This window comes from Indolivaga macrotermitis, from assembly GCF_900128985.1.
GTDB lineage: Bacteria > Bacteroidota > Bacteroidia > Bacteroidales > Dysgonomonadaceae > Dysgonomonas_A > Dysgonomonas_A macrotermitis.
In genome coordinates this window covers 1-24,419 of sequence record NZ_FQUC01000017.1, presented here as the reverse complement: position 1 = coordinate 24,419, position 24,419 = coordinate 1, and the positions used below count along the sequence as shown (strand labels likewise).

General features: G+C 38.8%; 22 protein-coding genes. 8 read left to right on the top strand and 14 right to left on the bottom strand.

The annotated features are described in order from the left end of the window. Positions 1–11: 11 nt before the first annotated feature. The 6 genes from pdxA (at position 12) to BUC12_RS16950 (ending at position 6,257) form a co-directional block, all read left to right on the top strand. Entirely contained in the window at positions 12–1,100 is a 1,089-nt protein-coding gene (pdxA, locus tag BUC12_RS16975) for a 4-hydroxythreonine-4-phosphate dehydrogenase PdxA (protein WP_062182773.1), read from the top strand. A 2-nt stretch (positions 1,101–1,102) separates the two neighbouring features. After that, positions 1,103–1,798 carry a nucleotidyltransferase family protein gene (locus tag BUC12_RS16970; protein ID WP_062182776.1) on the top strand — a complete coding sequence of 232 codons (696 nt, stop codon included), beginning with the start codon at positions 1,103–1,105 and terminating at the stop codon, positions 1,796–1,798. A 44-nt stretch (positions 1,799–1,842) separates the two neighbouring features. Then, on the top strand, positions 1,843–2,709 hold the full coding sequence (locus BUC12_RS16965) for an ATP-grasp domain-containing protein (RefSeq protein ID WP_062182779.1): 867 nt from the start codon (positions 1,843–1,845) through the stop codon (positions 2,707–2,709). A gap of 56 nt (positions 2,710–2,765) precedes the next feature. Then, positions 2,766–3,683, top strand: a complete 918-nt coding sequence (locus tag BUC12_RS16960) for a CDP-alcohol phosphatidyltransferase family protein (RefSeq protein WP_062182782.1) — start codon at positions 2,766–2,768, stop codon at positions 3,681–3,683. A 294-nt stretch (positions 3,684–3,977) separates the two neighbouring features. Then, entirely contained in the window at positions 3,978–4,703 is a 726-nt protein-coding gene (locus BUC12_RS16955) for an HAD family hydrolase (RefSeq protein ID WP_062182785.1), read from the top strand. 255 nt (positions 4,704–4,958) lie between these two features. Further along, a complete protein-coding gene (locus BUC12_RS16950) occupies positions 4,959–6,257 on the top strand; it encodes an inositol-3-phosphate synthase (RefSeq protein ID WP_062182788.1) in 1,299 nt (432 codons plus the stop codon). Positions 6,258–6,368: 111 nt separating this feature from the next. Here BUC12_RS16950 and BUC12_RS16945 read toward each other — a convergent pair whose 3' ends face one another. The 12 genes from BUC12_RS16945 to BUC12_RS16890 all read right to left on the bottom strand — a co-directional run bounded on the left by BUC12_RS16945 (position 6,369) and on the right by BUC12_RS16890 (position 19,523). After that, positions 6,369–8,429, bottom strand: coding sequence for a dipeptidyl-peptidase 3 family protein (locus BUC12_RS16945; RefSeq protein WP_062182792.1), 2,061 nt, complete (start codon positions 8,427–8,429; stop codon positions 6,369–6,371). Between the two features lie 131 nt (positions 8,430–8,560). After that, positions 8,561–9,679: a universal stress protein gene (locus tag BUC12_RS16940; protein WP_062182795.1), complete on the bottom strand. Its 1,119-nt coding sequence runs from the start codon at positions 9,677–9,679 to the stop codon at positions 8,561–8,563. 9 nt (positions 9,680–9,688) lie between these two features. Continuing rightward, a complete protein-coding gene (locus BUC12_RS16935; RefSeq protein WP_062182798.1) occupies positions 9,689–9,943 on the bottom strand; it encodes a hypothetical protein in 255 nt (84 codons plus the stop codon). Positions 9,944–10,001: 58 nt separating this feature from the next. Beyond that, positions 10,002–10,739 (bottom strand): phosphatase PAP2 family protein, encoded by a 738-nt coding sequence (locus BUC12_RS16930; protein ID WP_062182801.1) that lies wholly within the window; start codon positions 10,737–10,739, stop codon positions 10,002–10,004. A 3-nt stretch (positions 10,740–10,742) separates the two neighbouring features. Continuing rightward, on the bottom strand, positions 10,743–11,501 hold the full coding sequence (locus BUC12_RS16925) for a tetratricopeptide repeat protein (RefSeq protein WP_236689407.1): 759 nt from the start codon (positions 11,499–11,501) through the stop codon (positions 10,743–10,745). Positions 11,502–11,529: 28 nt separating this feature from the next. Further along, on the bottom strand, positions 11,530–13,365 hold the full coding sequence (locus tag BUC12_RS16920; RefSeq protein ID WP_062182807.1) for a BatD family protein: 1,836 nt from the start codon (positions 13,363–13,365) through the stop codon (positions 11,530–11,532). A 79-nt stretch (positions 13,366–13,444) separates the two neighbouring features. Next, positions 13,445–14,188, bottom strand: coding sequence for a tetratricopeptide repeat protein (locus BUC12_RS16915; RefSeq protein WP_062182848.1), 744 nt, complete (start codon positions 14,186–14,188; stop codon positions 13,445–13,447). Between the two features lie 68 nt (positions 14,189–14,256). Further along, the gene (locus BUC12_RS16910) at positions 14,257–15,279 is read right to left on the bottom strand and encodes a VWA domain-containing protein (protein ID WP_062182810.1); all 1,023 of its coding nucleotides are present in this window, start codon (positions 15,277–15,279) and stop codon (positions 14,257–14,259) included. Positions 15,280–15,405: 126 nt separating this feature from the next. Beyond that, a complete protein-coding gene (locus BUC12_RS16905) occupies positions 15,406–16,389 on the bottom strand; it encodes a vWA domain-containing protein (RefSeq protein WP_062182813.1) in 984 nt (327 codons plus the stop codon). A 15-nt stretch (positions 16,390–16,404) separates the two neighbouring features. After that, positions 16,405–17,508 carry a hypothetical protein gene (locus BUC12_RS16900; RefSeq protein ID WP_062182816.1) on the bottom strand — a complete coding sequence of 368 codons (1,104 nt, stop codon included), beginning with the start codon at positions 17,506–17,508 and terminating at the stop codon, positions 16,405–16,407. Positions 17,509–17,558: 50 nt separating this feature from the next. Further along, positions 17,559–18,437: a DUF58 domain-containing protein gene (locus tag BUC12_RS16895; RefSeq protein WP_062182819.1), complete on the bottom strand. Its 879-nt coding sequence runs from the start codon at positions 18,435–18,437 to the stop codon at positions 17,559–17,561. A gap of 93 nt (positions 18,438–18,530) precedes the next feature. Continuing rightward, a complete protein-coding gene (locus tag BUC12_RS16890) occupies positions 18,531–19,523 on the bottom strand; it encodes an AAA family ATPase (protein WP_062182822.1) in 993 nt (330 codons plus the stop codon). A 538-nt stretch (positions 19,524–20,061) separates the two neighbouring features. Here BUC12_RS16890 and BUC12_RS16885 point away from each other — a divergent pair. Together BUC12_RS16885 and BUC12_RS16880 are read left to right on the top strand one after the other, a co-directional pair. Next, positions 20,062–20,496, top strand: a complete 435-nt coding sequence (locus BUC12_RS16885) for a hypothetical protein (RefSeq protein ID WP_062182825.1) — start codon at positions 20,062–20,064, stop codon at positions 20,494–20,496. 189 nt (positions 20,497–20,685) lie between these two features. Next, a complete protein-coding gene (locus tag BUC12_RS16880) occupies positions 20,686–21,948 on the top strand; it encodes a phosphoglycerate kinase (protein ID WP_062182828.1) in 1,263 nt (420 codons plus the stop codon). Between the two features lie 63 nt (positions 21,949–22,011). Here BUC12_RS16880 and BUC12_RS16875 read toward each other — a convergent pair whose 3' ends face one another. Next, positions 22,012–22,623, bottom strand: coding sequence for a hypothetical protein (locus tag BUC12_RS16875; protein WP_070808616.1), 612 nt, complete (start codon positions 22,621–22,623; stop codon positions 22,012–22,014). 189 nt (positions 22,624–22,812) lie between these two features. Next, positions 22,813–24,273, bottom strand: a complete 1,461-nt coding sequence (locus BUC12_RS16870) for a PKD domain-containing protein (protein WP_062182834.1) — start codon at positions 24,271–24,273, stop codon at positions 22,813–22,815. Positions 24,274–24,419: the final 146 nt, after the last annotated feature.

Here is a 24,419-nt window from a genome sequence, read left to right as displayed (position 1 = left end):
AAAAAACGAGAATGATAAAAGTTGGAATTACGCACGGCGATATAAACGGTATCGGCTACGAGGTTATCCTTAAAACCTTTGGCGATCTCCGGATTGCAGAGCTTTGTGTTCCTGTTATATACGGGTCAACGAAAGTGGCTGCATACCATCGCAAAGCTCTCGAACTGCCTCCCGTAACCTTTAACCTGATACAAAACGCACAGGAAGCAGAGATCAATAAAGTAAATATGATCAACTGTATTCCTGAGGACATTAAGGTTGAACTGGGTAAATCTACAAAGGTGGCCGGAGATGCTTCTTTAATGGCATTAGAGCGTGCTACCGCAGATTTGGCAGAAGGACTTATAGATGTGTTGATAACAGCGCCTATAAATAAAGATAATATCCAACAGGATAATTTTCATTTTCCGGGGCATACCGAATATCTCGAAGAAAAATTCGGGAAGAACGGTAATAAGTCTCTTATGATTCTGGCTAAGGATGCTCTACGTATCGCCTTGGTTACAGGTCATTTGCCTTTGTCACAAGTTCCACAGAATATAACAAAGGACAAAATCAAGCAAACGATACATATTTTTAATGACTCGTTGATGCGCGATTTCAATGTTGATAAGCCACGTATTGCAGTTTTATCCCTAAACCCGCATGCCGGAGAGAATGGGTTGCTGGGAGCCGAAGAAAACGATATAATCATACCTGCTCTGAAAGAAGCCGACGCCGACGGAGTCCTTTGCTTTGGCCCATATGCGGCCGATGGATTTTTCGGTTCGGGACATTATTCCTCTTTCGACGGAGTATTGGCTATGTACCACGATCAGGGATTAGTTCCATTCAAAACACTGGCAATGGAAGAAGGCGTCAACTTTACCGCGGGACTACCTGTTATACGTACATCGCCTGCGCACGGTACAGCATATAATATAGCAGGAAAGAACGAGGCTTCGGACATATCGTTCCGTGAAGCTATCTACATGGCTATCGATACTTTTCGTAACCGTGAGGCTTATGAGTCGGCACGTGTTAACCCTCTTCGTAAGTTATATTACGAAAAAGGAGGTGACGAAGCTTTGGATTTGACTAAAGAAGAACCTAACGACTGATTATGAATTATGCGATAATAGCGGCCGGCGAAGGTTCGCGCTTAGCTCAGGAAGGTGTAGCTTTGCCCAAACCATTGGTAAAACTCAATGGGATAGCAATGATTCAGCGACTGATCGACATCTTTGCAAAGAATAATGCAGACTCTATCAGCATTATTGTAAATGAAGAAATGAAACAGGTTCAGGAATATGTGAAGCAAATAAAGCTGAGTATTCCGTTGAATATTGTGGTAAAATCGACTCCCAGTTCGATGCACAGTTTTTTTGAACTTCGTGATTATCTTCGAAAAGGAAAATTTTGCTTAACTACAGTAGATACTATATTTAAAGAAGACGATTTCACCAAATACATACAAGCTTTTATTGCGGATGAAAACGCAGATGGAATGGTTGCCGTGACCGATTATATCGATGACGAAAAGCCTTTGTATGTAGATGTGGATGATAATATGAAGGTTACAGGTTTTCTGGATAAATCGGATTCATGTAAGTATATATCAGGAGGAATTTATGGGCTGACACCCAAAGCAATAGATACACTTGAGGCATGTTTATCGGGCGGGCAATCGAGAATGCGGAATTTCCAGAGGCAACTTATTACCGACGGGTTGTTTATAAAAGCTTTTCCGTTCCCTAAGATTGTGGACGTAGACCATGCTGAAGATATAGCTAAGGCTGAAACCTTCTTGAATAGCTAAAAACGGAAAGAAATCAAAAAGTAAATACCCCATACTAAAACAACATGTCTAAGATTAGATTAACAGGCGTGAAACGCCAGACTAAATATTCTCCTAATCACATAGGAAATGATGGTACTATATATAATATGACAGCCCAGTCACTCAGGGAAATGGGATATGAAGTTCAGGATTATACCGAATCCGAATTTGTATTGAGTGATATCAAAGATGATTACATTTTCAATATGGCGCGTGATAAGAGTACCATAAAATGGCTGAAGCAACTCGAAGACAAAGGTTCGGTAGTTGTAAATTCGGCTTATGGCATCGAAAACTGTACCAGAGGGAAAATGACCGAGATACTGATTGAAAATAAGATACCGCATCCCGAAAGTATTATTGTGGATTCTAACGAAGATCCCACCGAAAAGCTAGAGGCTATGAATGCCAATGCTTATTGGTTGAAACGCGGAGATTTTCATGCAATACACCGCGAAGACGTTGCTTTTGCCCGTAGTATAACCGAAGCCAAAGAGATACTGAAAGAGTTTGCATTCCGTGGTATTCCCAATGCGGTTATAAATGAGCATCTGGTCGGCGACTTAGTGAAGTTTTATGGAGTGGCCGATACCGACTTCTTTTTCCATTTCTATCCGTTCGATATCAGTCACAGTAAGTTTGGATTGGAAGAGATCAATGGAGCAGCCAATATGTATCCTTTTTCGGTAGCGGCATTGAAAGAAGCTTGCGATAAAGCCGGAGAAGTACTGAACGTAAAAATATATGGCGGAGACTGTGTGGTTGCTAAAGACGGGTCGTTCAAGATCATCGACTTTAACGACTGGCCCAGCTTTGCTCCCTGTAGAGAACAGGCTGCACCGAAAATAGCAGAATGTATTCATAAACAGGTACAAAAGAATTTGAAATAAATATTAGTCCGTTATTATTATCGATTAACGGGATTTAAAACATAAATAACCAAATTATGTCGGATCAAAATAAACCATCGTTAGAATCAACTCTAAAATCGACAGATACAGAAGAGTTTATCGATATTTATTTTTATCGTCCTATCGGATATCGTTGGGCGTTATTGTTCCAAAAGTTAGGAATTACCCCTAATGTTGTAACTATCGCCAGTATATTCATTGGTATAGCCGCAGGTGTTTGTTTTTATTTTGATGAGCTATGGATTTCCATATTGGGGATTTTCCTGCTTATCTGGGCAAATTCGTATGATAGTGCGGACGGGCAACTGGCTCGTATGACCAAAAACTTTTCTCCACTAGGGCGTGCTCTGGATGGATTTGCCGGAGATCTTTGGTTCGCATCTATTTATATTGCTATATGTATGAGATTAGAGCCTGTTTTTGGAGGATATATCTGGCTGTTGGCAATTATAGCTGGATACTTTCATTCGAAACAAGCCTCTATGGCAGATTATTACCGCAATATCCATTTGCTGTTCCTGAAAGGAAAGTCGGGAAGCGAACTGGATAATTCGGTAGAGCTAAACGAAAAATACAATAGCATCAGTGTTAAAGACGGTTGGTTTGAGAAGACTTACCTGTTTCTTTACCGGGCATATACTAAAGGGCAGGAAAGCTGGACTCCTGCTTTTCAGAAAATGTTTAAATCATTGAAAGACAAATACGGGGAAACTGCTCCTGAGCAATTCCGCAAGGATTTCAGGGAAAAAAGCTTACCTTTGATGAAATGGACTAACATTTTGTCGTTCAATACACGAGCCATTGTGTTGTTTATATCAATACTGGTTAAACAACCGTGGATTTATTTTGTATTTGAACTTACTGTCCTGAATGCGATACTTATTTATATGGTAATGAGCCACGAGCGTATTTGCAGGAAATTCGCACAGGATATTAATGCCGGAAAGTATTAATGCCGCAGACCTGTTTATTGCTTTTAGAAGTAAAGGGTCAGTAGTTTTACTTGCCATTATTTAAGATTTTTTCGTTTTATCTATATAATATAGAGCGCTATATTCTTGCTTGAAGTATACGGGTAAGACGAAAATAAATTTTGGTGTGTATTTTGTCACCTTTGTCACTTTTAGAGGTTTTAGTGTTTGATTAATAGTTCTTTAGTAAGGTGACAAAGTAAACAAAAAGTATACATGAAAGTAACAAAGAAGTGACACCTATGTGTACCTTTTTACGGATAGTATTTGTAAATTATGTTTGATCTGAAAGAAATTAAAGGAGTTATTTTTGACTATGGTGGCACCATAGATAGTAACGGAACACACTGGGCAGAGGTGCTTTGGGATGCCTATGTATCAGCAGAAGTACCTGTAACCAAAGAGCAGTTCAGGGAAGCTTATGTATACACAGAGCGCTTTCTGGCTGTAAATCCTGTGGTGGAGCCACACCATAATTTTAATGATTTGCTGAAGATAAAAGCCGGTTTGCAACTACAATATTTGGTTGAAAATAAAATGCTGACGGATGTTGATAAAACAGAATCATATTCACTTGCTATTTCCAATCAATGTTATACCTTTGCCAAGGATATTATTGAAAAAGAGAAACCTATACTCGAACAATTGCGCAAGCGTTATCCGATGGTGTTGGTTTCTAATTTTTATGGTAATGTTCAGGCAGTTATCGAAGATTTCGGACTGTTGAAGTTCTTTGATGAAATTATAGAATCTGCGGTAGTCGGAGTCCGTAAGCCCGATCCTGCAATATTTGGATTAGGAGTTAAGGCTTTAGGCTTACCTGCCCGCAATATCGTTGTATTGGGTGATTCTCATTCGAAGGATATTGTTCCCGCTACAAAGAACGGATGCCAGACAGTGTGGCTAAAGGGAAAAGGGTGGGGCGACGACGAAGACGGAGCTACAGCAGATGTGATAATAACAGACTTTATGCAGTTGAAGGATGTTTTTCAACTCGATTAAATAAGTGAAGAGAGTGGAGACTCTCGTGTACTTTGTTTTTGAAATATTATAGGGGTAGTATAATTCAGTCTCTAAAAATGGAAGTTTACTTTGGACCATCAGGTTCCGGTAAGCGGAAAAGCCCGGGTTGGGAGAATAAAATGGAGAACGGCCTTATACTAAGACTATTTTATTATATGCATTCCGAAATAGTTTGGAGTGCCAATATTTAAAGGATTGCCACGGGTTGTGGCGTATTTTAAACTAAAAATTAAAATGGAAAAAGTACAATTGAAACCGGCCAATGGTAAACTTGGCGTTCTTGTTGTTGGAGTTGGAGGTGCTGTAGCATCTACCTTTATCGCAGGTACATTAATTTCTCGTAAAGGATTAGGTGTTCCTGTTGGCTCTATTACTCAATTAGCTACTATGCGCTTGGGTAAAAGAGAAGAAAATCGTTTCCCAAAGATCAAAGACGCTGTGCCTTTGGCAGACCTTAAAGACATCGTATTCGGAGGATGGGATCTTTTCGAAGATGATGTTTATAAAGCCGCTAAACATGCAGAAGTATTAACCGATGAAGATCTTGACAAAGTAAAAGACGAACTAGCTGCTATCAAACCTATGAAAGCGGTATTCGATCAGAATTTCGTAAAAAGACTTCATGGAACATGGGTAAAGCAAGCTCCTACCAAATGGGAATTAATGGAGCAAGTAAGAGCTGATATCCGCGACTTCAAAAAAGCAAATAACTGTGACCGTGTGGTTATGATCTGGTGTGGTAGTACAGAAGTATTCACTCCACTAGGTGAAATTCACAAATCATTGGCTACTCTTGAAAAAGCCATGAAAGAAAACCACGCAGATATAGCTCCTTCTAACTTATATGCTTATGCTGCTGTTGCAGAAGGTGTTGCTTATATCAATGGTGCACCTAACCTTACAGTAGACATTCCTGCAATGTGGGAATTTGCAGCTAAACAACAAGTGCCTATCAGTGGAAAAGACTTTAAAACAGGTCAAACAATGTTGAAGACAGTATTGTCTCCTATGTTGAAAACCCGTATGTTGGGTCTTAGCGGATGGTTCTCTACAAATATCCTAGGTAACCGCGATGGAGAAGTTCTTGATGATCCAGGTTCATTCAAAACTAAAGAAGAGTCTAAATTGTCGGTTATTGATAATATTCTTCAACCGGACCTTTATCCTGAACTTTACGGAAACGTTTATCACAAAGTACGTATCAACTATTACCCACCTCGCAAAGACAATAAAGAAGGTTGGGATAATATTGACTTGTTCGGATGGTTGGGTTACCCAATGCAATTGAAAGTGGATTTCCTTTGCCGTGACTCTATCTTGGCAGCTCCTTTGTGTCTTGACCTTGTGTTATTCACAGACCTTGCTCAACGCGCAGGTATGAGTGGTATCCAAGACTGGTTGTCATTCTACTTCAAGAGCCCAATGCACGAGCCAAGTAAGATCGCAGAACACGACTTGTTTATCCAATATGTGAAGTTGAAAAATACACTTCGCAAAATGATCGGAGAAGAGACAGTTGACTTTATCGAGTAATATCCAATAGTTCAACTTAATATATAAAGAAACCGTAGATGAATAATCTACGGTTTCTTTTTGCTTTATAACTAAGTAAAGCAGGATAGCTAATATCCTGCTTGTAATTACTTAATCGTTGTAAGTCGGTAATATCGAGAATTCTTTTGCATATCTCAACATTTGCTCTGTATATCCTTCTGTATAAGATATTTTCACATCGGTAACTTTTCCGTCTTTATCTTTCACCAATTCATATACAGGATTGATAAAACCTTTGTATGGTTTCAGATTCAATGCTTTGTAACGTGCCAGCACTTCGTTGTGAAGTTTTGGATCAACTTTAACACCGAAGTTTTCTACAAGGTTTTTGGCTCCGTTAAAATCACCCTCCGATTTTACCCGTTGTATTTCAGCCAGAAGTTGACCGAATAGATTACGTAGCTTTGCATAATCGTTAACAACGACAAATGTTTTGCCATCACGTTCCTTAAATTCGACAACGTTTTCAGCCTTTCCTTTTTCGTAAGTCCAACGTGCTATTAGTTGACGGTTGCGCATATGTGCTTCTTCTACATTTTTACCGGGTTCGATACGGGTTAGCTGAGTCATAAGACCGTTCATCATAAAGCGATAGTACTCTGCTTTGTAAGCCTCGGCATCAGGAGTGATACCTAGTTCTACTAATTTAGCGTCAGGTAAGTAGTAAAGACCAAATAAGTCGGCACGTGCTTCTTCTATTGTTGAACCGTAAGCTTTAAGCGCATCAGGGTCTACACCGGGAAGTAATTGTCCTGATCCATGTCCTAATATCTCATGTAGGTCGGTATGAAGGATATCTGTTATAAATCCATAGTTATGCAGCAAGTCGAGCTCAGTCTTAGACCAAACGAATTCTTCGCTGAATCCGCTATGTTCTGCGGCCTTATCGTATGCTTCCATGATATTCTCTATGGTTACTGACTTAGAGCCGTAATCTTTACGGATCCAGTTAGAATTAGGTAGGTTGATACCAATAGGAGTAGAAGGGTAGCAATCACCACCTAATTGAGCAACTGTGATTACCTTAGCAGTAACTCCTTTTACTTTCTCTTTTCTGAATCGGGGATTAACAGGAGAGTTGTCTTCAAACCATTGTGCATTTGAGCTGATAGTTTCGGTACGTTTGGTTGCTTCTACGTTTTTGAAGTTTACAACCGATTCCCAGCTGGCCTTCATACCTAACGGATCACCATAGCTTTCGGTAAAACCATTGACAAAGTCTACTCTCGATAAAGAATCTTGTACCCACGCAATAGCATAGTTATCGAAGGTTTTCAGATCACCAGTCGTATAGAACGAAACAAGTTTATCTATCACTTTCTTTTGAGCATCGTTTTCTGCGACAGCTTTTGCTTTCTCGAGCCATCCTATTACACGTTCGATTGCAGGTGAGTAAAGTCCACCTACTTTCCAAACTTTTTCAACCAGTTGTCCGTTTTCTTTTACTAAGCGACTGTTCATTCCGAACATAATGGGTGTAGTATCGTTCGGATTCTTCATTTTAGCATAGAATGTTTCTACTTCATTCTGTGATACTCCTTCACCATAATAATTGTTAGCTGAAGTTTTAATGAGGTCTACACCGTCAGCCTGATTTACCTTTTTAGCCATAACTCCCGGATCGAACATTACAGGTTCAATCATCTTGAAGAAATCGTCGATAGATTGACCGGCTTTTACCGGAACTTTGTCGGCAGGCAGAGCCTTAACCTGAGTTTCGAAGAACTCTTTCGAAAATCCGGGCAGGAATTTCTCTTCACCATAATGGTGATGTATACCATTTGAGAACCAAACACGTTTCAGATATACTTCAAACTCTTTGTAGTCGTTGGAGGTCTTCTCTCCCTGATAGTTTTCGTAAATGGCTTCGAGTGTACGGCGTATAGCCAGATTGTACTTATTATTTTGATCGAATAAGATATCACGTCCTTCGATAGCAGCCTGCGAGAGGTAATAGATCATCTCTTTTTGTTGCAAACTGAGAGATTCGAACTCTGGAACCTTATACCGTAATATTTGCAGATCGGCAAATGCATCGACCTCATATGTGAAGTTGTCTTCTTGAGCTACGGTATCTTTTGGTTTTTCGCTTTTACATCCTCCCAAAATAACCGATAATCCTGTTATAGCCATTACTATAGTCTTTTTCATTGAAGTTATTGATTAATATATAATTATTTAGATATTTCTGAGTCTATATAATGATTTAGAACCATCCAAATCCGGAAATCCCGGATTTGGTGGCTCTATATCGTTTTCGTCAAAATATGGGTTTCTGAATTTTATCCACGTAAAACAAACAAAGGAGTATCAAGTTGAAATAACATTTTGCGTGATACACTTGGTTTGAACATTCGAGAGAAAATATTTCTCTTAGCGGTAGTTAGTGCAATCAGTTCGATCTTGGATTCGTGTACAAAGCTATCCATCGCTGTGATAGCATCTTGTCCGCTTATAAGCTTGTAGTCTATTGAGATATTCGGATATTGCTTATTGAAATAAGACTGGATTCCTTCGAGTTTAATAACAGACCATTTATCTGTTGTCTTGTCCTCAATATGAGTCATATGGATTTTTACATTGTACGTTTTGAAGAAGTCCATCATTCCGGCAAATGATACTAAATCCCGTTGACTAAAGTTTGTGAGAAAAGAAATATTTTTTACTTGTTTGAAATCATTAAACGACGTTTCCTCAGGTATTGCCAATATTGGAATCTCGGTCATCTCTATGACTTCCGCGGTAACACTTCCGATCAAGTCGGCACTTTTCTGATTTTTACCTCTTGTGCCCATAACAATCAAAGCGGGCTTATAATCTTTGGCGAATGCCACAATCTCTTCTTCGGGTAATCCTTCTTTCAGAACATAAGAATAATTGATGGAGGGAAATTCTTTATCAGCAATTTTCTCATCTATTTTATTGCATAATCTTTGAATATCTTTATTAACCCTGTCTAGTATATTCTGAAAATCGGCTTCCTCCTTACCCTGATAGGCAAAAGCCTCAGCCATTGGTAATGCTGTTGGGTAATAAGGGTTGAAATATACGTGAAGAATTTTGACTTTAGCATCTATTTCTTTTGCTAAATTGAAAGCTATCTGGCAAGCTTTGAGGGAATAATCGGAAAAATCGACAGGCACTAAAATTCTTCTACGCCCGTCATCTGTTTTGTAAGTTTCAGGTTCACTGTAGCTAAATAAGTTACGACTTTCTACTATATTTAAGGCTCTCGGTAAATCCGACTCTTTAATCTTTAAGCGCACCCCTGTCGGCTGGTTGCTATCATTACTACCTACATTTTCGACAGTAACATCGATTTTTTCACTTTCGAGTACTGTTTTCAATATTCTAGCCTTAGTTTCGGTATGTATGGCAAGTGTAACCAATTTATCGCTCATAATTCTTTTTTAGTTTTTTTCAGCATTTAACATCTCTAAAGCCATATCGAGAATACGGGTATCATCTAAAGAAACAATTCCTCCATAAGGACCTGATTCAATATGAATACCACAACTCTCGCCCTTCTTATAGTCATGTCCGCCAAAATAGTTGCGAACAGTCTCAACAGATAAATTCAGCTTCTCTGCAATCTGGTGTATACTACCATCAGGCAATCTGTCTTTAATCTTACGAAGCTCATTGTATTCAATCGTTTTCGTCATAAATGAATATATTAAGGTCAACACTAAAAGATAGTTGCATTAAAGTTAATTAATCCTTTTAAAAGAACCAACTAAAACCGAATATAAAGTTGAGTAGACTTATTATAAAAATTGTTATTACAATGATAACAATTGTCAGGCAGAGAATGTTTGCCCTTAGCCTCGAAAATAGGGGAATACGTAGTTGCTCAGGCGTGTGATGCAGTATTTTGATACGGCAAAACTGAAAGAGCAGATAAACCAGAAATCCAAGTATAGAACCAAGAATCATCCCTCCGATAATATCGGAGATAAAATGAACTCCCAGATATATGCGTGAATATGCTGTAATAAGTGCCCATGAGAAAATAACGCAGGTGAATCGCCTGTACTTGAATACCAATGCAAGAAAAGTTGCCACACCAAAGCCATTGGTAGCATGTGCTGATACGAAACCGAAACGTCCGCCACGGTAATCGTTTACAATGATCACGAAGTCTTTAAAATCAGGATGATGCGTGGGGCGTAACCGCTCGAATATATGTTTTACGACTCCTGCCGATAACTGGTCACATAGTGTAGCTAACAATACCATACAGAATATCAGGATAGCGGCTTCTTTCCATTTTACTTTGTAAATAAATACAAATAGAGCGACAATAACTAGCGGCACCCAGGTAATTTTGCCGCTGTATATCCACATAAAGCTGTCCCAGAATATATTGTGTACAACTTCATTCAACCATAAAAAAGCATCCCTTTCATAAGGTAATATCCCTTCTACAAAACGCTCAGCTTCTGTGTCATTGCCAATCATCCGCTAAATAATTTCTAATTTATCTTTCTGTATCCACCCGATACTGCCATTTGCAATTTCAATTTCATACCAGCTTCCATCTACTTTATTGATCACAACTTTAGTCCCTGCATGGAGGATAAATAACTCTTTGGATGTAGTATTGGGAGCGCTGGCTACAGGAGCAGATCCGGCCATAATGATGGCTGTATTACGATTCTCGATCCGGCTTTTTTGGCGGTAAGCGAATATATTCGTAAATATAACAACGACCAGACAGACTATTGCAGAGTAAAAACCAACCTTTTTCAGATTTAATTTAGGACTGAAAAAGAATACAAATAATGCAGCAATAAACAAGACAAAAAACAGTATAGCCCATTTTGCCCAGTTATTTGCGGTAGTTTGATTCTGGATTCCATCGAACCAAATCTGCAGGAAAAAGTTATCAGCAGTGAGTATCTTATCTTCTATTTTAGTCTGAGCATATTCTATATTGTGTCTTGTATCCCTGTCTCCGGGATTATATAGTAATGCGCGCTCGTAATTCAGTAATGCTTCAGGTATTTCATTTACTCTGAAATACGCATTACCCAGATTATAATATAATTCGGGTGATACTTTACCCTGTTCTTTCTGAACCTTTATTTCTCCTTCAAGCAACTCGATGGCTTTACGGAAGTTTCCGTCCTGATAAGCATTGATGGCTTGTTCAGAAACAGTCTCTGCCTTTAGTCCGAATATGGCAGTAATAATAAATATAAATGTTATTATAGGTTTCATATACGCTTTTCTTTTCATAGGTACCCGATTATTTTTTTACTTTTAGATTCTCCATTTCTCCGATGGCATCTACTGTATCTTTATATAAATCGTCCATGGCTGTGTCAGATTCAGCCGGTGCATAACGGGCAAATTCACAAGTATCTAATATAGATATAAATTTATCGATAAGATCTTCCGATGCACCGAACCTGGTTAGCTCCTGCTCTATGTTGTCGCGGTTGAGGTCAGCTACAGGGATAACGAGTTTATCGCTGAGGTAGCCCCATGTCGCACGCAATACCTCTTCGTAGAAAGGTTCTTTTTGATGAGACTGCAAATACTTGCCGGCAAGCTTAAGACGTTTAACCGCCACTTTGTTGGCTTGTTTGGTTTTCATCCTGATAACATCCGCATTTTCTTTTATTTGTTTACGGTAAAGGATGAAGAATACGACAAATAATATAAATGGAATGGTATACCACAGGTAGTACACCACCGATCCAAACAGGAATGTATCGACTTTAGATAAAGACGGAGTTCCGGTTTTCAGATATCTGATGTCTTGCTCTACTTTTACTTCCGACTGGTTGTTAAAACTAGTGGCACTGTTTTGTCCGGCATTCGGGTCTTTAGCTACATTCAGAGTATATTCGGGTGTAGATAAAGTTTTATACGAATTCGAATTATTATCGAAGTACACTAATTGAACAGGAGGTATCTTGTATGTACCCTGATATCGTGGTATAAACAGGTATTCGATGGTTTTACTACCTGTTAGCCCTTTGTCTGTATATTTCAGATCATTGGTTATCTTGGGATCGTATGTCTCAAAATCTTTAGGTAATTGAAGTTCGGGAGTCTTGATCAACTTCATATTTCCTGTTCCTGAGATTACAAGTTTTAGAGTGACAGCATCATTCGCTTTGATATTGGTTGAAGTGATTGACGGTGTCATGGTAAATGTACCCACTCCATTCGAAAAATTAGCAGGTTTTGTTTCCGGAAGAGGGGTAACGTTGATCGTAAGCGGAGTTGTTGTCATTACTTTTTTTACATCGGTCATGACATATTGAGGCCCGAAGAATGTCTGGACAGCTTTACCTGATCTGACGTTAAACACCATTTCGATTTTTCCCGATGGTATAGTAATCTTTCCCGAACGTTGAGGGAATAGAAGAGTACGGCGGAGATCTACCGAATAATAGTTCCGTCCGTTATAATGTTCCATAGTTAGCTGACGGGTAGGAGGCAGGTCTTGATCTTCGACCATAAAGCCTTCAAATTCAGGGAACTCTATTTTTCCGAGTTCAGATACCTGTAGAGTTGTATAGAAACGGAAAGTAACCACAAAGGCTTCCTGTTCATATACTTTCGTTTTAGATACGATTGCACGTATAAATGCATCCGAAGGATTGATTTTTTGTGCAGTAGAAGTAGACTCAGACGCTTGTGCTCCCGATCGGTTTCCTCCCTGTTGATTATTTTGAGCATTTTTATCGGGGGGAAGTACTTTTACCTGTACTGTATTTGATGTATAAGTTTTTCCGTTTACTTTGATTGTTGCGGCAGGCACAGTAAATGTACCTTCTTCGGAGGCTGTCAATGTATAGATGTATGACTCGGAAGAATCGGTCGTTGCTTTTCCGTTAATAATCTGTGTACTGTAGCTGGACGAAACGGCAGGACCGTACAGTATATCGAATCCTTTTATGGTTTCCGGAATAGTTATATTGCTACCTTCTCCTCCCCGGAGAGTATACATAAGCCGGAAGTTGTCTCCTTTGGCAACGGCATTGGGAGCTGAGGCCCTAAAACTAACATCTTGAGAGCTTATACTTAAGCTAAGTAATGATAAAATGAATAATACTAAATATTTTTGCATTGCGTACATACTTCTATTTCACAAATTAATCATCAGATGGCTAATTTTTCAATAAAATTATTTTTTTAAGCCCGGACAATTACCAGTCTTTATTTTGTCTCCTGTTATTATCGTTCTTCTGTTTACGGTCAGCAGCCTTTATTTGCTGGACTTTTTCCTGAGTCTCTTTTTCGTCTTGTTCTATTGCCTTTAGCAATTGTTGGATATTCTCCTGAGACATTTGCGGCTGTTGATCTTGTTTTTGATCCTGATTTTTATTTTGATCCTTGTTCTGGTCCTTATCTTTATTTTGGTCTTTGTCTTTGTTCTGATCCTTATTCTGATCTTTGTTTTTGTCCTTGTTCTGGTCTTTATTCTGATCCTTATTTTGGTCTTGTTTATTGTCTTCCTGATCTTTGATTATTTTTTGTACAGTAGCCAGATTATATCGTGCTTCTTCATCATTTGGGTTTAATCGAAGGGCTTTTTTGTAAGCCTCCATAGACTGCTTCAGATCTTTTTTCTGTAGTAAAGTATTACCTATATTATACCAGGCCGAACCCATTTTAGTCTGGTTGGAGTTTTCGGTTGCCAGATATTGTTGATATGTTTTTAGTGCATTATCCCAGTTGCCCTGTTTATAATAGGAGTTGGCTAAGTTATAAATAGCCTCAGGCGATGCTGCATTTTTCTCTAAAGCCGATTTATAACTCGCTTCGGCTGCATTATATAATTGTTCTTTGTAGGCATCGTTACCTTTACGAATATCCTTTCTTACCTGTCTTTGTGCAAACAAAGCAGATGTGGATATGAATATAAACAGTGCTATAATTATTTGTTTCATATTTTTCTCGAAAATCATTAAAGGTATTATATGTCTGTATTATAGTGAAATAATAAGGAATACATCCTTTATTTAAATAACCTGATGCCTCTGAATATTTTGTTCTTCTTATCGAATATGCAAACTTCAATAATCAGTAGGATAAGCATACACCAGGCAAAAAACTGGAATTTTTCATCGTATTCGGAATATGTAACTCCGTCAACATTTTTTTTCTGTAATTTATCTAACTCAGCCTGAAGGCTTTTTAGTGCGTTATTCGAATTATCGGCTCTTACATACATGCCTTTTCCGGCCTGTGCAATTTGCTTACACATCTCTTCGTTGAGTTTAGATACCACCACGTTCCCTTCGTTGTCTTTTTTCATCTCATTGCTGGTCGACGAAACGGGAACCGGTGCTCCTTGTGCTGACCCGATACCTACCACATTGACCTGAATACCGACAGATCCGGCTTGTTCAGCCATTTGTACAGCGTTATCTTCATGTCCTTCTCCATCGGTTATAAGGATAATAGATTTATCTACTTCCTTTTCACTGGTGAAACTATTCATGGCTATGTTTATAGCACTTCCTATAACAGTTCCTTGTACAGGTACGAGGGAAGGGTTTATATTATCAAGGAATATCTTAGCCGATTGTATATCTGTAGTCATCGGTAGCTGCACATATGCTTCTCCGGCGAATACAACTATTGCTACTTTGTCATTTTTGCGTTCATCTATAATCCGCGTTAGTATCTGTTTTGCCTTCGATAGCCTGTCAGGATTAATATCACGAGCCAGCATGGAATTGGAGACGTCGATAGCTATCACAAGTTCGATACCTTTACGTTCGACCTTTTCGACCTTTGTTCCGAACTGGGGACGTGCAAGTACAACTATTCCCAATACGAATATGGAAAATACGAGCCAAAACTTCAGATAAGAACGTTTCAGTGATAGTTCGGGCATCAGGCGCTTAACCAATTGCAGGTTGCCCAACTTTTGAACAGCTTTTCGCTTCTGTATATTCAAGAATATAAATCCGGCTATTAATACTGGTAGTAAAAATAGCAGATACAAATATTCGGGATTGGCAAATCGAAACATATCTATTGTTTATTTTAAGATCTCAGACCTTTTTATTGGTTTTATAAGTAAAAGAACAATAATTTGCTGTATTCTGAAAAATGTATTATTAAATTACTGTTACTTATTATTACAGATGATACTTCATCAAGGAATATTCCGTAACCACGTACGGCGCAGAACTATCTCGAGGAGCAATAAGCCTACCGCTAATAAAGCATAAGGAAGGTATAGCTCTTGCTTACGGGTAACTTTATTTACACTGATGAGATATTTTTCCATTGAATCTATTTGAGCATATATCTTTTTCAGGCTGGTATTGTCTACAGCCCTGAAATACTCTCCTCCTGTCATTTCCGCTATTTGCGTCAAGGTTTTCTCATCGATGTCTACAGGTACATTCTGTATTCTTTCGCCAAAAGGAGTCATGACGGGAGCTGGAGCCATACCCCGTGTACCTACTCCGATTGTATATACACGTATGCCATAACTCTTAGCTAGTTCTGCAGCGGTTACAGGAGCTATTTGCCCACGATTGTTTGAGCCATCGGTTAGCAGAATTACTATACGCGATTGTGTTTGGCTGTCTTTCAAACGGTTTACGGCATTAGCCAAACCTAGCCCGATAGCGGTTCCGTCTTCGATCATTCCCGGACGTATCTCGTGCAAAAGATTTAGAAGGACTCCGTGATCGGTGGTTAAAGGGGCTTGTGTAAAACTTTCTCCGGCAAAAATAACCAAGCCTATTTTATCCTGCTCCCTGTCGGAAATAAACTCAGATGCTACTTTTTTTGCAGCCTCCAAACGGTTCGGTTTGAAGTCTTGAGCCATCATCGAACCCGACACGTCGAGAGCCATGACTATATCGATACCTTCCGATTGAGAAGTCTCCCATGAGTTTGAATTCTGAGGCCGTGCTATAACAATAATTACTAAAGCGATTGTTATTATTCTCAATATAAAAGGTACGTGTCTTAAGTGTACTTTAATCGAAGGTGATACACCTCTGAAAGCTCCGGTTGAGGACATTTTCAGAGTAGGCTGTACTTTTCTTAGTTTTATGATATACCATACGATAAGGGGTATCAGTAAAATAAGTAAAAACAGGTATTTAGGGTTTGCAAATTCCATTTTGTTCAGTATCTCTTATTTATTTTTATGCTCGTCTAACATGTCATCGTCAGAAATAGTCCAGTCGATAGGTGTTTCCGGTTCATTATTATCGTGTACCACTTTTTCGGGAATTTCGTTGACTACTTCCGTTACAGGTACTTCTAGTTTTGTCTGGTTAATGAACAGATAAGCATTTACAAGGCTTAAGTCATTTTCGTCAGGGAATGGTTTGTATTTGGCAAACTTAACCAGGTCTGCAAGTTTCAGTATTTGTCTCAAACTGTCAGACGAAGAGTCAGCCAACATAAAATTATTAGCAATCGCTAGAATTTCGTCAGATGTTTTCTCGAAAGCATTTACGTGATAACGGTCTTCAATATATTTACGGAGTATGTCCGTGATTTCTGTATAATACTCTTTTTCACGTCCTTGTTGCCATAATTTTTCAACTTTTACATGGTCTAAGGCATGTAGAGCAATAACGTGCGGAGGTTCAATAATCTGAGGTTTGAAATAGTAACCTTTTTCCTTCTTTTTCTTATATATGTAAATACCTATAATTATTGCGGCTATAAGCAATAGTATCAACAATGCACCGAGAATATATACTAAATAATCCTGCCATACGAAATCGGGAACCTGTACAGGCTTAATGTCATTTACCGCCAGTTTATCAAAAATAATCGAATCGTTAGGATTGGCTTTCAAATGTTCCAGATAGGCGTTGGTCGCCTCCGAAAGAGGTGGCGTACTGACTTTCAACCCAAAATCATTTGATTTGATTGTATCTTTACCATCGATTACCGGTATAAAGGGGATATGGTATAATGCCGAATCGAATGATGTAATTACATACTTTTGGGTAATTGTCATTACCTCATGGGCAAAAGTGGTATCCGGTTTAGGCATTCCCAGCACTTCTATTCCATTGACTAAAGAGTCGGGATATACAGGAAAAGCAATCTGTCTGCCCTTAGGTGCTATTACCTGTAAACTTATGGTTGCTTGCTGTCCGATTGATATTTCGTGCTTGTCAATACTTACTCTGGCTGTCGCTTTTTGGGCTTGCAGCGGAATTTGTATCAATGAAATACAGCAAAATAAGATTGTCAGTATAAACGTATTCTTTTTCAACATAAGTATTTTAGCGTAAAAGAGACCTTCATATAATTCGAAATGAGAAACAACTATCTCATATAATTTCTTTTGTGGAACAAAGTCAAAAGAGCCTTCACGTAATCTTCATTTGTATTGATCGATACATTATCGACTCTACTTTTGGTAAAGGCTTGTGCCACTTCCATCAACTGTTTCTGATAGTACCTGTGATACCGTTCCCTGACAGCCTTCGAAGACGAATCGATCCATGTTTCATCACCGGTTTCGGCATCTAACATTTTAATAAGCCCCACAGCAGGAAGTTCAGTTTCCAGTTGATCATATACCTGTAGTGCAATGAGGTCGTGCTTTCGGTTAGCAATGGTCAGGGCATTGTCATAATCGTAAATATCCAGAAAGTCGGATATTAAGAAAGCTGTACATCTTTTTTTGATGGCATTGGTCAAAAACTTAAGAGCCATAGCCATATCGGTATGGGTATTTGTCGGCTGGAAATCGATCAGTTCACGAATAATGTACAAAATGTGTTTTTTCCCTTTTTTAGGAGGGATAAATTTTTCGATTTTGTTCGTAAAGAAAATAACTCCGATTTTGTCATTGTTCTGAATTGCAGAAAATGCCAATGTTGCCGCCATTTCAGTAACAATATCCCGTTTGGTTTGCTGATGTGTTCCAAAATCAAGGCTACCCGAAACATCGATCAGCAACATGACGGTCATTTCGCGTTCTTCTTCGAATACTTTGACAAAAGGCTTATTGTAACGGGCTGTCACATTCCAATCGATGTCACGTATATCGTCACCGAACTGATACTCCCTCACTTCCGAAAAAGCCATTCCTCTACCTTTGAATGCAGAGTGATATTGTCCTGCAAAAATATTGCGTGACAATCCCCGGGTTTTAATCTCTATCTGACGTACTTTCTTTAGTAATTCGCTTGTTTCCATATAATATAATGTGCTAATGGTCTAAGATATGTAATGTGCCGCAGGTATTTTCTTCAGAGGCACACTGCCATACGAATAGTATTTACACATTGATCAAGGTACTTCAACCTTATTAAGTATTTCACTTACAATTTCGTCCGAAGTTGTATTACTTGCTTCTGCTTCGTAGGTAAGACCGATACGATGACGCAATACATCGTGGCAAACGGCGCGTACGTCTTCAGGTATTACATAACCTCTGCGTTTGATAAAGGCGTAAGCACGTGAAGCTAAAGCTAAACTGATCGATGCACGGGGCGAAGCTCCGAATCCGATCAGCCCTTTCAACGATTGTAAGCCGTTGTCAGCAGGGAAACGTGTTGCAAAAACAATATCTACAATGTATTTTTCGATCTTTTCATCCAGATATACATCACTGACTACTTTGCGAGCCTCAATTATCTCATCAGCCTTCATTACAGGTCTGAGGGCTTCGTATTCGTTCTGTATATTCTGGCGAAGGATTAGTTTTTCTTCTTCTTTTTTAGGGTAGTTAATAATAACTTTTAGCATGAAACGGTCTACCTGTGCTTCGGGTAATGGATAAGTACCTTCTTGCTCGATAGGGTTTTGTGTAGCCATTACAAGGAAAGGCTTAGGTAGTTTCATCGTAGTTTCACCGATTGTAACCTGACGTTCCTGCATAGCCTCAAGAAGCGCACTCTGTACTTTGGCAGGAGCACGGTTGATCTCATCCGCTAATACGAAGTTCGAAAAGATAGGCCCTTTTTTTACTAAGAACTCTTCGTTCTTTTGGCTGTATATCATTGTTCCGATAACATCGGCAGGCAATAAGTCTGGAGTGAACTGTATGCGGCGATAATCTGCTTCAATAAGTGAAGCTAATGTTTTTATCGCAAGAGTTTTAGCAAGACCGGGAACTCCTTCGAGCAGGATGTGCCCGTCAGATAAAAGCCCGATTAAGAGCGACTCGACCAAATGCTTCTGACCGACAATTACCTTGTCCATGCCCATAGTTATCATGTTAACAAAGGCACTTTTACTTTCGATCCGTTCATTCAATTCTCGAATATCAACTTGAGCCATAAGTAGAAAATATTATAAGTTATATTTTAGTATTTCGTTAAAAGCCTGACAAATTTATAAATGTTAAATGTCAGAATGAATATTTTGTCGTTAAAAAAGATTAAGCTGTATAGTCATTATATGTAATAAAGAAAAAACCTTGATAGATATTGGAATGCCTCTGATTTTTTGTGGGGCAAATTTAACCGAAAGTATGCTATGATAAATTGTGTTATATAAATACAGTCTATTCAAAAGGTTGTTGAAACTATATAACTTTAATTTGGGAATACAATATAGGGCTTATTTTCGATATATCTAAAAAGGATATTTGGGCTTGCCCTGTCGCAGAGGACTCTTTTTGGTTTCATTTTGTCAGCTTGATTATCAACAATAAGATTGAAGATTCCCCTGCTTGTTTTCTTAAATGCTTGATAATTCGTTTTATATGTAGATAAGAGTGTTAGGGAATATTTTTGTTTGTTATGATTTTTTTATACTTTTGCTGTACTTTAAATAATTTATTACTCAACAACACTTTTAGAACATTGAACAAGCAATGAAAAAGATCATTTTATTTATTTTTATGCTATTCTGCCTTGGGGCATTACAGCAGGTAGAGGCAAAAGGGGTTATTGTTTATCACAGCGGAGTACATCTGGAAACTAGGGATAAGTTACCTACCGATGCGGTGATGGATAATGGAACCCATGTAAATATTGGTATAGCATATGACCAATTCGGTTTGTTTTGGATGCCGGTATGGAATTACAGTGAGGCGCAATATGTACTTATATCTGATGATGAAGAAACGTATTGGGAAATCGATAATGATACCATAACTAAACTAGCTAAGGAATACAATATCGAATTAAGCGAAAAGCCAAGCCCTTCCATGTGGAATAAAGTTGGGTTGAAACCGGTTCTTGCCTTACTATTAGTCGCTATAGTATGGGGATATCTTCCCGGTAAGAAAAAAGAAAGCGAAGAATAATATATTCCGATCAGAAGTAAAGAAAAGGAGTCCGTTTACAGAAAATGTAACCGGGCTTTTCTTTTTGATTCGACTGTAAAATATCTAAAACATAATTTTGTATATTTGTATCGCCCATCAGCGATGAGGGTTATTAGGAATAATACATTAGAAAATATTTCATTAAATATATTTTAAACTCAAAAAGTTATGATTACAATTGACAAATTTAACTTTGCCGGAAAGAAGGCATTTGTGAGAGTTGATTTCAACGTGCCTTTGGATGCAAACTTCAACATTACAGATGATACTCGTATCCGTGCAGCTATGCCTACATTGAAAAAGATTATCGCCGACGGTGGTAGCCCTATTATAGCATCACACCTTGGGCGTCCTAAAGGTGTTGAAGATAAATATTCATTGAAACATATCTTATCGCATGTATCTAAGCTTTTGGGTGTGGATGTTCAATTTGCCAGTGATTGTGCCAGTGAAGAGGCTGCTATGAAAGCTGCTGCTCTACAACCGGGAGAAGCTCTTTTACTAGAAAACCTTCGTTTCTATGCAGAAGAAGAAGGTAAACCTCGCGGTTTAGCAGAAGATGCTTCTGACGATGAAAAAGCTGCTGCTAAGAAAGCTATTAAAGAAAAGCAAAAAGACTTTACTAAAACATTGGCTTCTTATGCTGATGTATATGTAAATGATGCGTTCGGTACTGCTCACCGTGCACATGCTTCTACTGCTTTGATCGCAGACTACTTTGATGCAGACCACAAAATGTTCGGTTACCTGCTTCAAAAAGAAGTGGATGCTGTAGAGAAAATCATGAAAGACCCTGCTCGTCCATTCACAGCGATTATCGGTGGATCTAAAGTATCTTCAAAAATCGATATTATCGAAAACCTTTTGTCTAAAGTAAACAACCTGATCATCGGTGGTGGTATGGCATTTACTTTCGAAAAAGCTAAAGGCGGAAAAATCGGTAATTCATTATGTGAAGATGATAAACTGGAATTAGCTAAAGAAATCATGGCAAAAGCGAAAGCTAACAATGTAAACCTTGTATTGGCTACTGATGCTAAATTAGGTGATAAATTTGCGAACGATGCTAATACTCAAATCACTGATGCTGACAATATCCCTGACGGATGGTCTGGATTTGATATCGGTCCTAAAGGTGAAGCTGAATTTGCTGAAGTAATCAAAAATTCAAAAACTATCCTTTGGAATGGTCCTGTAGGAGTGTTCGAATTCGAAAACTTCTCTCACGGATCTAAAGTAGTTGCAGAAGCTATTGCAGATGCTACTAAACACGGAGCGTTCTCTCTTGTAGGAGGTGGTGACTCTGTTGCTTGTGTAAACAAGTTCGGTCTGGCAGATCAAGTATCTTATGTATCTACAGGTGGTGGTGCTCTTCTTGAGTTTATCGAAGGAAAAGTACTTCCGGGAGTAAAAGCTATCAGAGGATATTAATCTATCTCGAAATATATAGTGAAAGAAAGCTCGCATCGTTATGGTGCGAGCTATCATTTTGCCCTACTTTAGCGTAAATACCACATTCACAAACGCATCATAATTCGGCAAGGAATTCACCGTATAACTCATCACCCCCGCCTCACTAATCCCCGTCACCGTAATACACGGATCACAATACGTCACATAATAATTCAACTGCGAACCTGAAAAAAACGGAATCACAGCCGGCGCACCCGTACTCTTCACCCTCGGAGAATTAAACCCCGCATAATACACATTATAAAGATTAATAGACTGAGTCCCCGTCAATAAACTCCCCGAACCATCCGAAGTAGGAATATTCACCGAAGGCATATACAGGAAGTGACGGTTATACAAAGTCAGACAAGACCACGAAAAAGTCCCCGGATTAGCAGGCATATCCTTATACAGAGAAACACACCTATAATCCGTATCATATACCATTAAGCCCGAAGCCGGACTAACAATAGCCAGTTTCTGAGCAGTCGTCATCCGAGGAATAAGTAACCCCTTATCATAATCATACCCATTAATATCCAGCACAGCCGAACTGTTCGGATTATCCGTATTCACCCCTATCTGAGCCGTAGCATTGATAGTAAAAGTGACACATATCACGATAACTAATAGCCTTATATTCAAATATTTCATATTGTTTCCATTAAAAAGTATACAAAAAGGTGTCAGTAAAGTGACACTTGTGTAACCCATGTCACTTTGTTTAAGCGCTAAAAACCAAACAATTAAATCTAAAAAGGTGACAAAAGTAACAAAAGTGACACTGTTTTCTTATTTTTTTATTCTTCATTCTTCATTCCTCATTCTATGTTATAGATAAAACTATTCGGCGAGTTGTTTGGAATTCAGCAAATCCGAGCGGGTCATTCTATTCGCCTTCAAAGAACAATCAACAATATTCGCCTCCATAGTAATAGGCGTCAGAGAAGTCCCATCCGCTTTATACGGAGTAACCGTAATCGTATACAATCCCGAATTATTATACGAATGCTTTTGCGAATATTCACTTTGCGAAGTAGTAACCGTTTGATTCACCCTAGCCGTTCCATCCCCGAAATACCATTCGAGTCTGGCCGGAGCATTTCCACCCGAAAGATCCACTTCCACAGAATAAGTCCGGTCATGCGCCGTACAGGCAAAAGGTTGTTCTTTAGGAATAATACGGATAAATCCGGCGGCAAATGCAGGAAGGCCAAAGGCTGCTTCATTCTTAAGGTAATTAGTAAAATATTTGATATTTGTACCCCCTTCGTCTGGGTTCATTACAACCGATAGATTTTTTGTTGGAGTTTCCGGGCTATTGACACTGACCTCGACCCCATAGAGGCGTTTATTCAGGCCTACTTTAACATTAACGAAACCTTTTCCCAAATAAGTCATAGAATTACCCGCTCTTAAGTTATCCCACGTTATGTTATAGAGGTCTCCTGTATTTTCTAGAACTCCAACATACAAGTATTTATTATTCGGAGAAAAGGTTCCTCCATATGTAATTAAGCCGGTCTCTAATACTTGTACATTAGAAATTTGTCCGGTTGCAGGATTAAAGATGGCAGATATAACCTGTCCTCCGGAATGATTAAATGATGCGATTTTCAGAAAATCAGAAGATACCACTATTTCTCCGGGGTAACGAACTGTATTAATCAAAGAGTTTGTGATTGTAAATGCAGGGGTTGTGGCTATACCAGTGGCTGTGACTGCCCAAACGTAGAATGTTTGCAGAGTACGGTGAAGCAACCAATAGTCTTTTCCGTTTGAATTAGGCACAGCCGCGATATTTTCATAAACAGATCCGGATTTAATTATATTGTTTTTGGAAGTTACTGCCCCTAATCCACCGCTCATAGTGATGTCTATAGTTGAATAGTTTAACCCGTCCGTTCCTCCTACAGCCGGAACAGTTACAACATAATATTCAGTTGTACTTCCTGGGCGAGGTATGACTATTCCGGATTGGGTAGCTGAGAAGTTTCCTAACAATCCGGTTCCATTTGTCATAATATCCCCGTTTTTATCATAAACCGTCGACCCATCCGACGAAAACAAGAGCTGTCCGTCATATGTTGAAACAGTAAAACAACCCTCACGGGTACTTAAAGGGCCAACAATCGGTTCAGGCATATTAGTTACAGTTGTAGCATCATCGGCAGTAGCATCATTTAATATATTGAAATTCAAGCCTGCATTATATCCAAAATACCACCAGCTCGTTTCCTTCTGTGCATAAGAATTTATCGAAAAGCCTATTAATAGAAGGCATACATATATCAGTTTTTTCATTGTTATTCGTTCTAATTAGAAAAATAAAAAAGTCAGAGACCTCACTTTAAGACAAACACCACCGTCAAAAACGAATCATAATCCGACTCCACCTTAATATCATACGTCATCACCCCATTATCATTAATCGAAACATTCCCCATCAC

What these genes read in the sequence shown, in the direction of transcription:
- pdxA (WP_062182773.1), top strand. Translation starts at nt 12, where the DNA reads ATGATAAAAGTTGGAATTACGCACGGCGATATAAACGGTATCGGCTAC.
- BUC12_RS16970 (WP_062182776.1), top strand. Translation starts at nt 1,103, where the DNA reads ATGAATTATGCGATAATAGCGGCCGGCGAAGGTTCGCGCTTAGCTCAG.
- BUC12_RS16965 (WP_062182779.1), top strand. Translation starts at nt 1,843, where the DNA reads ATGTCTAAGATTAGATTAACAGGCGTGAAACGCCAGACTAAATATTCT.
- BUC12_RS16960 (WP_062182782.1), top strand. Translation starts at nt 2,766, where the DNA reads ATGTCGGATCAAAATAAACCATCGTTAGAATCAACTCTAAAATCGACA.
- BUC12_RS16955 (WP_062182785.1), top strand. Translation starts at nt 3,978, where the DNA reads ATGTTTGATCTGAAAGAAATTAAAGGAGTTATTTTTGACTATGGTGGC.
- BUC12_RS16950 (WP_062182788.1), top strand. Translation starts at nt 4,959, where the DNA reads ATGGAAAAAGTACAATTGAAACCGGCCAATGGTAAACTTGGCGTTCTT.
- BUC12_RS16945 (WP_062182792.1), bottom strand. Translation starts at nt 8,429, where the DNA reads ATGAAAAAGACTATAGTAATGGCTATAACAGGATTATCGGTTATTTTG.
- BUC12_RS16940 (WP_062182795.1), bottom strand. Translation starts at nt 9,679, where the DNA reads ATGAGCGATAAATTGGTTACACTTGCCATACATACCGAAACTAAGGCT.
- BUC12_RS16935 (WP_062182798.1), bottom strand. Translation starts at nt 9,943, where the DNA reads ATGACGAAAACGATTGAATACAATGAGCTTCGTAAGATTAAAGACAGA.
- BUC12_RS16930 (WP_062182801.1), bottom strand. Translation starts at nt 10,739, where the DNA reads ATGATTGGCAATGACACAGAAGCTGAGCGTTTTGTAGAAGGGATATTA.
- BUC12_RS16925 (WP_236689407.1), bottom strand. Translation starts at nt 11,501, where the DNA reads ATGAAACCTATAATAACATTTATATTTATTATTACTGCCATATTCGGA.
- BUC12_RS16920 (WP_062182807.1), bottom strand. Translation starts at nt 13,365, where the DNA reads ATGCAAAAATATTTAGTATTATTCATTTTATCATTACTTAGCTTAAGT.
- BUC12_RS16915 (WP_062182848.1), bottom strand. Translation starts at nt 14,188, where the DNA reads ATGAAACAAATAATTATAGCACTGTTTATATTCATATCCACATCTGCT.
- BUC12_RS16910 (WP_062182810.1), bottom strand. Translation starts at nt 15,279, where the DNA reads ATGTTTCGATTTGCCAATCCCGAATATTTGTATCTGCTATTTTTACTA.
- BUC12_RS16905 (WP_062182813.1), bottom strand. Translation starts at nt 16,389, where the DNA reads ATGGAATTTGCAAACCCTAAATACCTGTTTTTACTTATTTTACTGATA.
- BUC12_RS16900 (WP_062182816.1), bottom strand. Translation starts at nt 17,508, where the DNA reads ATGTTGAAAAAGAATACGTTTATACTGACAATCTTATTTTGCTGTATT.
- BUC12_RS16895 (WP_062182819.1), bottom strand. Translation starts at nt 18,437, where the DNA reads ATGGAAACAAGCGAATTACTAAAGAAAGTACGTCAGATAGAGATTAAA.
- BUC12_RS16890 (WP_062182822.1), bottom strand. Translation starts at nt 19,523, where the DNA reads ATGGCTCAAGTTGATATTCGAGAATTGAATGAACGGATCGAAAGTAAA.
- BUC12_RS16885 (WP_062182825.1), top strand. Translation starts at nt 20,062, where the DNA reads ATGAAAAAGATCATTTTATTTATTTTTATGCTATTCTGCCTTGGGGCA.
- BUC12_RS16880 (WP_062182828.1), top strand. Translation starts at nt 20,686, where the DNA reads ATGATTACAATTGACAAATTTAACTTTGCCGGAAAGAAGGCATTTGTG.
- BUC12_RS16875 (WP_070808616.1), bottom strand. Translation starts at nt 22,623, where the DNA reads ATGAAATATTTGAATATAAGGCTATTAGTTATCGTGATATGTGTCACT.
- BUC12_RS16870 (WP_062182834.1), bottom strand. Translation starts at nt 24,273, where the DNA reads ATGAAAAAACTGATATATGTATGCCTTCTATTAATAGGCTTTTCGATA.